Here is an 11,720-nt window from a genome sequence, read left to right on the forward strand (position 1 = left end):
TTCGGTCCAGGGCTGTGACCCGTGACGAACCCGGACACTGCGCCGATCACCTCAGGGTTAGCGTGGAGGTTTGACGTGGTGATGTTGCGTGCCACGCAGGACGAGGAAGGGACTGGGTCGCTCGATGAGCACTGACACCGAGGTCGGGGCCGATCTCCCGGACCGCCTGGTGGCCCACGGCGAGATCCGGCAGACCGAGGTCAGGCAGACCCACCGGGTCGTCATCCGCTTCGCCGGTGACTCCGGCGACGGGATGCAGCTGACCGGTGACCGGTTCACCTCGGAGGCCGCGGCCTTCGGCAACGACCTCGCCACCCTCCCCAACTTCCCCGCCGAGATCCGGGCCCCTGCCGGGACGCTGCCGGGGGTGTCGAGCTTCCAGCTCCACTTCGCCGACTACGACATCCTGACCCCCGGCGACCGGCCCGACGTCCTGGTCGCGATGAACCCGGCCGCGTTGAAGGCGAACCTCAAGGACCTGCCGCACGGCCAGGTCCTCATCGTCAACACCGACGAGTTCACCAAGCGGAACCTGGCGAAGGTCGGCTACGACTCGAACCCGCTCGAGGACGACTCGCTCGCGCCCTACCAGGTGCACCAGGTCGCGATGGCCACGATCACCCGGACCGCGCTCGAGCCGACCGGGATGAGCAAGAAGGACGCCGAGCGCGCGAAGAACATGTTCGCGCTCGGGCTGCTCTCGTGGATGTACCACCGCGGCACCGAGGGCACCGAGCAGTTCCTGCGCGAGAAGTTCGCGAAGAAGCCCGACCTCGCCGAGGCCAACATCCTCGCGTTCCGCACCGGCTGGAACTACGGCGAGACCACCGAGTCGTTCGCGGTGACCTACGAGGTGGCGCCCGCGGCCCTGCCGACCGGGACCTACCGGCAGATCACCGGCAACCTGGCGCTGGCCTACGGCGTGGTCGCCGCCGGGCAGCTCGCGAAGCTGCCGGTGTTCCTCGGCACCTACCCGATCACCCCGGCCTCGGACGTGCTCCACGAGCTGTCGAAGCACAAGGGCATGGGCGTGACCACGTTCCAGGCCGAGGACGAGATCGCGGGCATCGGTGCGGCGCTGGGCGCGTCGTTCGGCGGCGCCCTGGGCGTCACGTCGACCTCCGGGCCGGGCGTGGCGCTGAAGTCGGAGACGATCGGGCTCGCGGTCGCCCTCGAGCTGCCGCTGCTGATCCTCGACGTCCAGCGCGGTGGGCCCTCGACCGGCCTGCCGACCAAGACCGAGCAGGCCGACCTGCTGCAGGCGATGTACGGCCGCAACGGGGAGGCCCCGGTGCCGATCATCGCGCCGGCCTCGCCCAGCGAGTGCTTCGCCGCGGCGATCGAGGCCGCGCACATCGCGATCAAGTACCGGACGCCGGTGTTCCTGCTCTCCGACGGCGCGATCGCCAACGGCTCCGAGCCGTGGAACGTGCCCGACGTCGCCGACCTGCCCGACATCTCGACCACGTTCGCCACCGAGGCGAACGCGCCGGACGGGTCCGGGGAGTTCTGGCCCTATCTCCGCGACGACGACACCCTCGCCCGTCCGTGGGCGGTGCCGGGCACGGCCGGTCTCGAGCACCGCATCGGCGGGCTGGAGAAGGCCGACGGCCGCGGGTCGATCTCCTACGACGGCGACAACCACGACCGCATGGTCCGGCTCCGCCAGGCCAAGATCGACGGCATCACGGTCGACGACGTCACCGTGGACGACCCGTCGGGCGAGGCCGAGGTGCTCGTGCTCGGCTGGGGCTCGACGTTCGGGCCGATCGGGGCGGCGTGCCGTCGCGTCCGCGCCGCCGGGATGAACGTCGCGCAGGCGCACGTGCGCTCGATGAACCCGCTGCCGGGCAACCTCGGCGACGTCCTGCGCGGCTACCGACGCGTCGTCGTGCCCGAGATGAACCTGGGCCAGTTCGCGATGATGCTGCGCGCGAAGTACCTGGTCGACGTCCGCTCCTACACCAAGGTGGCCGGCCTGCCGTTCCAGGCCGAAGAGCTCGCTGGTGTCCTCACCGACGCCGTGAAGGGGGACCTTCCCGCATGACCGCCATCGACCTGCCCACCCCGAAGCTCGGCGGGCTCGATCTCGTCCCGACGACGGACGAGACCCAGAAGGCGAAGGACTTCACCTCCGACCAGGAGGTGCGCTGGTGCCCGGGCTGCGGCGACTACGCCGTGCTCGCCTCGGTGCGATCCTTCCTGCCCGAGCTCGGGCTCAAGCGCGAGAACATCGTGTTCGTCTCGGGGATCGGCTGCTCGAGCCGCTTCCCGTACTACCTCGACACCTACGGGATGCACTCGATCCACGGCCGCGCGCCGGCGATCGCTACCGGGCTCGCGGTGTCGCGCCCGGACCTGTCGGTGTGGGTCGTCACCGGTGACGGCGACGCGCTCTCGATCGGTGGCAACCACCTGATCCACGCGCTGCGCCGCAACATGAACATCACGATCCTGCTGTTCAACAACCGGATCTACGGCCTGACCAAGGGGCAGTACTCCCCGACCTCCGAGGTCGGCAAGGTCACCAAGTCGACCCCGATGGGCTCGGTCGACGCCCCGTTCAACCCGGTCTCGCTCGCCCTCGGCGCCGAGGCGACGTTCGTCGGGCGCGCGCTGGACTCCGACCGCAAGGGCCTCACCGAGGTGCTCCGCCAGGCCGCCGCCCACCGCGGCGCCTCCCTGGTCGAGATCTTCCAGGACTGCCCGATCTTCAACGACGGGTCCTTCGACGTCCTGCGCAAGGGCGACGACGTGGCCCAGCGGCTCATCCCGCTGGTCGACGGCGAGCCGATCCGCTTCGGCAACGACGGCGAGTACGGCGTCGTCCGCGCCGAGTCGGGCGGACTGAAGGTCGTCCCGGTCGCTGAGGTGGGCGAGGACGCCCTCGTCGTCCACCGCGCCGGCGAGCAGGACCCGACGCAGGCGTTCGCGCTCTCGCGCCTGTCCGACCAGGACCTGACGCACACCGTCACGGGCATCTTCCGCAAGGTCGACCGCCCCACCTACGACGACGGTGCCCGCGCCCAGGTCACCGCCGCGACCGAGCAGGCCCAGCAGCGTGGCGACAACCTGCAGGCGCTGCTCACCGGCCGGGACACCTGGGCCGTCATGCCCACGCCGGAGCAGGAGGCGTAACTCCCTGCGGAGACGACGAGGCCGGCCCCTTCCGGGGCCGGCCTCGTGTCGTCTCCGGGTCCGTCGCGCGCGAGGTCCACACCATGCAGGGCCGGGCGCCCCGGAACCTGCCCCACGTCACCCTCGCCAACCCGCGACCCGCTCTCCCGACCGCGAGGTGCACACCATGCAGGGCCGGACGCTCCGGAACCTGCCCTATGTGCGCCTCGCGCGGGAGGTGTCGGCGCCGAGCGCGTCCAGCGCCACGGCGCGGCCCACCTCGACGGCGTCGCGCAGGACGGTCTCGTCGGTCTCGCGCTGGCCGACGTCACGGCTGCCGACCGGCGGGCGCAGTGCGTGCACCGTGTCCGCGCAGCGGCCCAGCAGGTCCTCCTCGTCGGCCAGCTGCCGCTCGTGGCGGTCCCGCCAGGCCGCGGCGGCCCCCGGCGTCCCGAGGCGCAGGACCAGCCGGGCGAGCAGGTCCCCGGAGCGCCACGGCGGGCGGACCGGGTCGTCCGCGCGGCGGGTGCGCAGCAGGAGCACGTGCGTCATGCCTTGGGCCAGCGGTGTCCGGTACGGCAGCGTCTCCGCGAGGGCCGCATCGAGGAACCGTCGCCCCGCGAGCTCCACGGGCGGGCCGCCGAGGATCGGCAGGTGCGTGGACGCGCGGACGGCGGCCCGCAGCGAGGCGTCGTCGTGCACGAACGGGAGCAGGTCGACCGAGGCGCCGGTGTCGGCGTCGGTCGCCATGGGGTGCAGCGGGACCTCCGACGACCGCACCGCCGACCAGTCCAACGGCACCACGTCGCGGTAGAGCTCGTCGGTCACCCACCGGATGTCCACCAGCGGGCGGCCCCGCAGCATCCGCGCGATCCCGGTGACCCGTCGCATCACCCCGGTCCGGTACCACGCCGGGATGCCGCGGGCGGTGTCCCCGGCGACGAACCAGGCCCCGTTGATCGTCCCCGCCGACGCGCCGTAGACCGCGTCGAAGGCCCCGGAGAGGCCCGCCTCCGCCAGGCCGAGCGCCATCCCGCCCGACAGTGTGGCCCGCGATCCGCCGCCCTCGATCGCGAGCGCGACCCGGTGCCCGTCGTCGCGATCGCCCCGCTCACGCCGGGCCCGCAGGATCTCGATCACCGGGTGCACGGCGTGATGTTCGTCCGTCCCCGGCCCCCGGATCGACCCGTGGTGCCGCGAGGGTGACATCGGGCCTGACGTGCACCTCGGGAGGGAGCGCGCGCCCGCACCTGCCACCCTGTCGCGAATAGCAGGTGCGTAGCGCACGTACCGCGTGATGGGCTCGACGTCGTGCCCGACGAGCAGGCTGCGGCCGACCCGACCACCCGCCCACCCCGGTCCGGTCTGGTGGCGGCGCTCGGCGCCTACGTGCTCTGGGGTGCGTTCCCCGCGTTCTGGCCGCTCCTGGCGCCCGCAGGGTCGGTGGAGATCCTCGCCCACCGCATCGCCTGGACCCTCGTGGGCATGCTCGTGGTCCTCACGGCGATGCGGGGCTGGTCGCAGCTGCGCGGGCAGTCGGCGCGGACCTGGCTGACCATCACGGTCGCGAGCGTGCTGATCACGATCAACTGGGGCGTCTACATCTGGGGCGTCACGCACGACCGCGTGGTCGAGAGCGCCCTCGGCTACTACGTGAACCCACTGGTCTCCGTGGTGCTCGCCGTCCTCGTGCTCGGGGAGCGGCTGCGGCGCGTCCAGTGGGTCGCGGTCGGGATCGCGACGGTGGCCGTGGCGGTGCTGTGGGCGGGTACCGGCGCGCTGCCGTGGGTGGCACTCGTCCTCGCGGGCAGCTTCGGGGTCTACGGCCTGCTCAAGAAGCGGGTGCCCCTCGCCCCGGTCGCCGGGCTGACCGCGGAGGGGTTCCTCCTCGGGCCGCTCGCCATCGGCTACCTCGTCTGGCTGCAGGCGGTCGGGGTCGGGACGTTCGGGCAGGGCACCACCCACACCCTGCTGCTCGTCGCCGCGGGACCGGTCACGGCCCTGCCGCTGCTGCTCTTCGCCTTCGGCGCGCAGCGGCTCCCGCTGGCCACCCTCGGGCTCCTGCAGTACGTCAACCCGACGCTGCAGTTCGTCTGGGGCGTGTTCGTCGAGCACGAGCCGATGCCGCCCGCCCGCTGGACCGGGTTCGTGCTGGTGTGGGTCGCGCTGCTCGTCTTCGCCGTCGACGGCTGGACCTCGTCGAGGCGGCGGGGGTCGGGTCCGGTCGGGACCCGACCGGCTCAGCCGACCCGGTCGACCGTGTAGTCGAGCAACGACGCCAGTGCGTCGCGGGCGGGCCCGGCGGGCAGCCCGGCGAGCTCGGCGCGGGCGGCGTCGGCCTGCTCGTCCAGAGCCGTGCGGGCGCGCGCCAGCCCGTCGGAGCCGCGGAGGATGCCGAGCGCCTCGTCGACCACCGCGTCGTCGCTGATCTCCTTCTCGCCCACCCCCAGGGCGCGCAGCCGCTCGGCGTCGGGCCCGTCGTCGGCCAGGGCGTAGAGCACCGGCAGCGTCGCCACGCCCTCGCGCAGGTCGGTCCCCGGCGTCTTGCCGGAGTCCCCGGACGGCGAGGCGATGTCGATGATGTCGTCGGAGACCTGGAACGCCGTCCCGATGATCTCCCCGAAGCGCCGCAGCGCCTCCACGTGCTCCGCGGGCGCCCCGGCGAACATCGCCCCGAACCGACCCGCCGTCGCGATGAGGGAGCCGGTCTTCTCGGCGATGACGGCCATGTAGTGCGCCACCGGGTCGTCGCCGCGGGCACCGCGGGTCTCGCGCATCTGGCCGGTGACCAGCTCGGCGAACGTCTCGGCGATGATCCGCACCGCGTCGGGCCCGAGCTGGGAGACCAGCCGCGAGGCGTGGGCGAACAGGTAGTCGCCGGTGAGGATGGCCACCGTGTTGTCCCAGCGGGCGTTCGCGCTCTGGGCCCCGCGGCGCATGACGGCCTCGTCCATCACGTCGTCGTGGTAGAGCGTCGCGAGGTGGACGAGCTCGACCGACGTCGCCGCGACCACCACGTCCTCGCTGGTCCCACCCGCGAGCTGGGCGGCCAGCAGCGTCAGCAGCGGCCGGAACCGTTTGCCGCCGGCCTCGATGAGGTGCAGCGACGTGTCCGCCACGAAGCGGTAGTCGCTGTGCACCTCCCGCCGGAGGAGTTCCTCCACCTGGTCCAGGCCCGACGACACCTCCGCCGCCAGTGCCTCGTCACCGATGGGGAGACCGGCGACCTGGGTCAGGCTCACCGGCGTTGGCCTCTGCGTGCTCACGCCCTCAGCCTAGGAAAGTTCCGGCCCCGGCCCACTCCAGGGCGGCCGTCGGGAGCACTCCCAGGAGCAAGGTCACGGCGACGCCGAGCGTGATCGCCACCGTGGTCATGGGTCCGGGCAGGCTGACGGTCGGCCCGTCGGGCGCGGGGTCGGAGAAGTACATGAGGACGATCACGCGCAGGTAGAAGAACGCGGCGATCGCGCTGCAGACCAGGCCGACGATCACCAGCGGCGCCATCCCGTCGGCCAGGCCCGCGGAGAACACCGCGAACTTCGCGGTGAAACCGCTGGTCAGCGGCACGCCGGCGAGCGCGAGCAGGCAGAACGAGAGGGCCGCCGCGACCACCGGGGAGCGCTGCGCGAGGCCCGCGTACCCCGAGAGGTGCCCGGCCTCGCCGTCGCCGGAGCGCACCAGCGAGACCAGGCCGAGGATCGCGATCGTCGTGAAGCCGTAGGCCAGGAGGTAGAACAACGTCCCGGAGAGCCCGGCCGGGGTGATCGCCAGGCAGCCGATGAGGATGAACCCGGCGTGGGCCACCGAGGAGTAGGCGACCATGCGCTTGAGGTCGGTCTGGGTGATCCCGAGCACGGTCCCGATCACCATGGACGCGATGGCGACGGCCCACAGCACGCCGCGCCACTCGAGCGCGGTGGTCCCGAAGGCGACGGTGAAGACCCGCAGGATCGCGCCGAACGCCGCGACCTTCGTGCACGCGGCCATGAACGCGGTGACCGGGGTCGGGGCACCCTGGTAGACGTCAGGGGTCCAGGTGTGGAACGGGCCGACCGACGCCTTGAACATCAGGCCGACCACGAGCAGCGCGAGCCCGGCGAACAGCAGCGCGTCCGAGCGCAGCGGGCCCGCCGCGGACGCGGCGATGTCGGCGAGGCGGACCGAGCCCGCGTAGCCGTAGAGCAGCGCCACGCCGTAGAGGAAGAACGCCGAGGCGAACGCGCCGAGCAGGAAGTACTTCACGGCCGCCTCCTGCGAGAGGAGACGACGACGGCGGGCGAGCCCGCACAGCAGGTACAGCGGGAGGCTGAGCACCTCGAGGGCGACGAACATCGTCAGCAGGTCGTTCGCGGCGCTGAACGCGAGCATCCCGCCGAGCGCGAAGAGCACGAACGGGAAGATCTCCGTGTGCATCTCCGGCGGGGTCGTCGGCTCCGGGCCCGCGCCGCCGCGGCGCCCCACCACGCCGTGGGTGTCGGTGCCGGTCCCCGACGGCAGCCCGGAGGAGGTCGAGCGCAGTGAGCCGGCTCCGACGCGCTCCTGGGCCTCCGCGAGGGCCTCCGGGTCGGCCACGAACACGCCGCCGGGCTCGACCGAGCGGTCGGCGAGCATGAGCACCGAGGGCACGGCGAGCGCGAGCAGCGTGCCCCAGAGGAACAGGCCCGGGGCGTCGACCGAGAGCGAGCCGGCCAGGACGACCACGTCGCCCGCGCCGCTGGTCGCCCGGATGATCACCGCGGCCAGCGCCACCACCACGACGGCCAGGCTGAACACCAGCTGCACCGACCGGCGGCGCACACGCGGGAGCACCGCCTCGAGGAGCACCGAGACGCAGGCTCCGCCGAGGACGATCAGCAGCGGCGCGAGGGCGCCGTAGTCGACGCCGAGGGCATCGGAGAAGGACTGGGAACCCATCAGCGGGCCACTCCGTTCGGGCCGACCGGGTCGGCGACGCCGACCTCGCTCATGGTGGCGGAGACCGCCGGGTTGATGACGTCGAGGACCGGCTGCGGGAAGAAGCCGAGCAGGAAGATCAGCAGCACCAGCGGGGCCAGCACCCCGATCTCCCGGCCGGACAGGTCACCGAAGCGCGCCCGACGCGTGGCGTCCGGCGGGTCGGTGTCGACGGTGTCGGAGAAGCCGGGACCACCGGCCAGCGCCCGTGCCGTGGCAGCGCCGGGGCCGCCGCCGACGACGGCCTCGCCGCGCAGCGGGCCCGTCATCGTGCGCTGGTAGACCCAGAGCACGTAGAGCGCCGCGAAGATGATCCCGACCGTGGCGATCACCGTGTAGACCGGCTCCCGCGGCCACGAGCCGAGGAGGACGAGGAACTCCGAGACGAAGGAGTTGGTCCCGGGCAGCGACAGCGTCGTCAGGCCGGCCACCAGGAAGAGCCCGGCGAGCACGGGCGCGATCTTCCCGACGCCGCCGTAGTCGGCGATCTGCGTCGAGCCACCGCGCGCGGCCAGCATGCCGACGACGAGGAAGAGCATCGCCGTGGAGATGCCGTGGTTGACCATGTAGAGCGCGGACCCGGCCACGGACTGCTGGGAGAACGCGAAGATCCCCAGCCCGATGAAGCCGAAGTGGGCGATCGAGGTGTAGGAGACGAAGCGCTTCATGTCGGTCTGCATCGCGGCGAGCAGCGCGCCGTAGAGCACGCCGATCACCGAGAGCACGAGCACCAGCGGCGCGAGGGTCTGCGAGGCCAGCGGGAAGAGCGGCAGGCAGTAGCGCAGGAACCCGAAGACGCCGACCTTGTCCAGGACGCCGACGAGGATGACGCCGCCACCGATCGGGGCCTGCGCACCGGCGTCGGGCAGCCAGGTGTGCAGCGGGACGAGCGGCGCCTTGATCGCGAACGCGGCGAAGAACCCGAGGAACAGGAAGATCTGCGTGGACTCGGGGAGCTGGGCGGCGAGCCGCTGCAGCTCGGCCCAGTCGAACGTGGCCGCGCCGAGGCGGGTGCCGCTCGCGACGTAGATCCCGATCACCGAGCCGAGCATGATCAGCCCGCCGAGGAACGAGTACAGGAAGAACTTCACCGCGGCGTACTGCCGCCGCGCCCCGCCGAAGCGCCCGATGATGAAGTACATCGGGACGAGCATGACCTCGAACATCACGTAGAAGACGAAGACGTCGGTGGCGGCGAACAGGGCCACCAGCACGCCCTGCAGCGACAGCATCAGCGCGACGAAGCCGCCCGCGCCGCGGGGCTCGCCGTCGGGACCGTCGGGGAACCGCTCCGCGGCCCGCGTGAACGACGTGTACGCGATGACGATCGGCACGAGGACCGCGAGCAGGGCGATCATGGCGAGCGCGATGCCGTCGAGGCCGAGCGCGAACGAGACGCCGAAGGCCGGGATCCACTCCACCGACGACTCGCCCTGGAACCGCGTCGGGGCGGACGGGTCGAACAGACCCCAAATCACCGCGACGAGCACCAGCTCGACCAGCGAGACGGCGAAGCCGGCCGACCTCGCGGTCGCGTCGCGGCCGCCCTTGACCAGGACGCCGCAGACCGTCGCCCCGACGAGGGGCAGCAGGACGAGGACGATCACGAGGGCGCTCACGGCAGAGCCACCGCCAGCAACGCCGCGACCAGCACGAGCGAGCCTCCCAGCATCGTCAGCGCGTACGAGCGCACGAATCCGGTCTGGGTGCGCCGGGCCCGGCCCGACGCCCCGCCGAGCAGGGCGGCGGTGCCGTTGACGGCGCCGTCCACCCCGCGGTTGTCGACGTAGACCAGCGCGCGGGAGAGCCAGATGCCCGGCCGCGCGATGGCCTTCTCGTTGATGGTGTTCGCGTAGAGGTCGGCCCGCGCGGCCCGCACCGGCAGCGACACCCGCTGCGGGCGCTCCACCGGCACCGGCCGACGGCCGACCGTCAGGTAGGCGATCCCGGCGCCGAGCAGCATGAGGACCGAGGCGATGCCGGGGACGAGCCCCGTCGGGATGACGGCCTCCTCGACCTCGCGCACCGGCCCGATCGAGGGCTCGAGCCAGCCGCCGAGGCGCTCCCCGATGACGAGGAACGCACCGGCCCCGACGGACCCGATCGCGAGCACGATCATCGGCACCGTCATCGACGGGGGCGACTCGTGCGGGTGGTAGTGCTCCGGTGACCCGTGGCCCGGTTCCGGGTGCTGCGGGGCCGCCTCGCTCTCCAGCGACGGGTCCCACGGCGCGGAGCGCGGGGTGAGCGAGCGCCACCGCTCCGGACCGAAGAAGGTCATAAGCATCAGCCGCGTCATGTAGAAGGAGGTCAGGCCGGCCGCCAGCAGCGCGGCACCACCGAGCAGCCAGCCGCGGACCGGCGAACCCCCGAGGGCGGCCTCGATGATGAGGTCCTTCGAGTAGAAGCCCGAGAGGAACGGGAAGCCGATCAGGGCCAGGTAGCCGAGGGTGAACGTGGCGAACGTGATCGGCATGTGCCGCCACAGCCCGCCGAACCGGCGCATGTCGGTCTCGTCGGCCATCCCGTGCATCACCGACCCGGCCCCGAGGAAGAGCCCGGCCTTGAAGAAGCCGTGGGTCAGCAGGTGCGCGAGGCCGGCCGCGTAGCCGATCGGCCCGAGGCCGACGGCGAGCATCATGTAGCCGATCTGGCTGACCGTGGAGTAGGCCAGGACCTTCTTGATGTCGTCGTAGGCGCAGCCGACGATCGCGCCGATGAGCAGCGTGACCGCCCCGACGATCGTCACGACGAGCTGACCGGTGGGCGTCAGGTCGTAGATCGGGTGCGACCGCGCGACGAGGTAGACGCCCGCCGTGACCATCGTGGCCGCGTGGATGAGGGCCGACACCGGGGTCGGGCCCTCCATGGCGTCGGGGAGCCAGGCCTGCAGCGGGAACTGGCCGGACTTGCCGCAGGCGCCGAGCAGGAGCAGCAGGGCGACCGCGGTGACGGCGCCGGGCGAGAGCTCCCCGATCCGGGCGAAGACCTCGGTGTACTGGGTGGTGCCCAGCTGCGCGAACAGGATGAAGATCGCGAGCGCGAGCCCGACGTCACCGACCCGGTTCATCAGGAACGCCTTCTTCGCCGCGGAGGCGGCGAGCGGGCGCTGCACGTAGAAGCCGATGAGCAGGTACGACGCGAGGCCGACGCCCTCCCAGCCCAGGTAGAGGGTCAGGAAGCCGTTGCCGAGGACCAGCACGAGCATCGACGCGACGAACAGGTTGAGCATCGCGAAGAACTTGCGGCGGTTCTCGTCGTGGGCCATGTAGCCCACCGAGTAGATGTGGATCAGCGACCCGACGCCGGTGATGAGCAGCACGAACGTCAGCGACAGCGGGTCCAGGCGCAGCCCGAACTCCACCGAGAGCGACCCGGAGGCGAACCACTCGTAGAGCGGCAGGTCCCGCACCCGCTCCTCGCCCGGCAGCGCGAGCGCCGAGAAGAACAGCACGACGCCGTAGACGAAGGAGAGCAGCACCGTGGCGGTGCCGAGCAGGTGACCCCAGCGGTCGGTGCGCCGACCGCCGAGGAAGAGGACCGCGGCGCCCAGGGCGGGCAGCGCGACCAGGATCCAGGCCGCGCTGCCGGCGCCGGAAGCCGGCGCCACCGGCGGTAACTGGCTGAGCAGCTCGCTACTCACTGCGCTC

At 72.2% G+C, this 11,720-nt stretch carries 8 protein-coding genes; 3 read left to right on the plus strand and 5 right to left on the minus strand.

Annotated elements, in window-relative coordinates:
* Window positions 1-124: 124 nt before the first annotated feature.
* Together QSK00_RS02545 and QSK00_RS02550 are read left to right on the plus strand one after the other, a co-directional pair.
* The gene (locus QSK00_RS02545; RefSeq protein WP_285587104.1) at window positions 125-2,047 is read left to right on the plus strand and encodes a 2-oxoacid:acceptor oxidoreductase subunit alpha; all 1,923 of its coding nucleotides are present in this window, start codon (window positions 125-127) and stop codon (window positions 2,045-2,047) included.
* The gene (locus QSK00_RS02550; RefSeq protein WP_285587105.1) at window positions 2,044-3,138 is read left to right on the plus strand and encodes a 2-oxoacid:ferredoxin oxidoreductase subunit beta; all 1,095 of its coding nucleotides are present in this window, start codon (window positions 2,044-2,046) and stop codon (window positions 3,136-3,138) included. Before QSK00_RS02545 ends, QSK00_RS02550 begins: the two co-directional genes overlap by 4 nt.
* 195 nt (window positions 3,139-3,333) lie before the next feature.
* Here the strand turns inward: QSK00_RS02550 and QSK00_RS02555 are convergent, their stop codons facing one another.
* Complete coding sequence (locus QSK00_RS02555; RefSeq protein WP_285587108.1) at window positions 3,334-4,266, minus strand: patatin-like phospholipase family protein; 933 nt, start codon at window positions 4,264-4,266, stop codon at window positions 3,334-3,336.
* 162 nt (window positions 4,267-4,428) lie between these two features.
* Between QSK00_RS02555 and rarD the strand changes: the two genes are divergently transcribed.
* The gene (gene rarD / locus QSK00_RS02560; RefSeq protein WP_285587111.1) at window positions 4,429-5,382 is read left to right on the plus strand and encodes an EamA family transporter RarD; all 954 of its coding nucleotides are present in this window, start codon (window positions 4,429-4,431) and stop codon (window positions 5,380-5,382) included.
* On the opposite strand, the gene QSK00_RS02565 is transcribed toward rarD, so the two are convergent.
* Genes QSK00_RS02565 through nuoL form a run of 4 tightly spaced genes read right to left on the minus strand, consistent with a single transcriptional unit; the run spans window position 5,358 to window position 11,713 of the window.
* Window positions 5,358-6,383, minus strand: a complete 1,026-nt coding sequence (locus tag QSK00_RS02565; RefSeq protein ID WP_285587114.1) for a polyprenyl synthetase family protein — start codon at window positions 6,381-6,383, stop codon at window positions 5,358-5,360. The two genes, rarD and QSK00_RS02565, sit on opposite strands and share 25 nt — an antisense overlap.
* 4 nt (window positions 6,384-6,387) lie before the next feature.
* Window positions 6,388-8,031, minus strand: a complete 1,644-nt coding sequence (gene nuoN / locus QSK00_RS02570) for an NADH-quinone oxidoreductase subunit NuoN (RefSeq protein ID WP_285587118.1) — start codon at window positions 8,029-8,031, stop codon at window positions 6,388-6,390.
* Window positions 8,031-9,689: an NADH-quinone oxidoreductase subunit M gene (locus QSK00_RS02575; protein WP_285587120.1), complete on the minus strand. Its 1,659-nt coding sequence runs from the start codon at window positions 9,687-9,689 to the stop codon at window positions 8,031-8,033. Before QSK00_RS02575 ends, nuoN begins: the two co-directional genes overlap by 1 nt.
* Window positions 9,686-11,713: an NADH-quinone oxidoreductase subunit L gene (gene nuoL, locus QSK00_RS02580; RefSeq protein ID WP_502872000.1), complete on the minus strand. Its 2,028-nt coding sequence runs from the start codon at window positions 11,711-11,713 to the stop codon at window positions 9,686-9,688. The genes QSK00_RS02575 and nuoL overlap by 4 nt, the downstream gene beginning before the upstream one ends.
* Window positions 11,714-11,720: the final 7 nt, after the last annotated feature.

It is taken from the genome of Actinomycetospora sp. NBRC 106378 (genome assembly GCF_030269685.1).
Taxonomy (GTDB): domain Bacteria; phylum Actinomycetota; class Actinomycetes; order Mycobacteriales; family Pseudonocardiaceae; genus Actinomycetospora.

Excerpts from the sequence above, each read along its gene's own strand:
- nuoN (WP_285587118.1), bottom strand. The coding sequence starts at position 8,031 with ATGGGTTCCCAGTCCTTCTCCGATGCCCTCGGCGTCGACTACGGCGCC.
- QSK00_RS02550 (WP_285587105.1), top strand. The coding sequence starts at position 2,044 with ATGACCGCCATCGACCTGCCCACCCCGAAGCTCGGCGGGCTCGATCTC.
- QSK00_RS02545 (WP_285587104.1), top strand. The coding sequence starts at position 125 with ATGAGCACTGACACCGAGGTCGGGGCCGATCTCCCGGACCGCCTGGTG.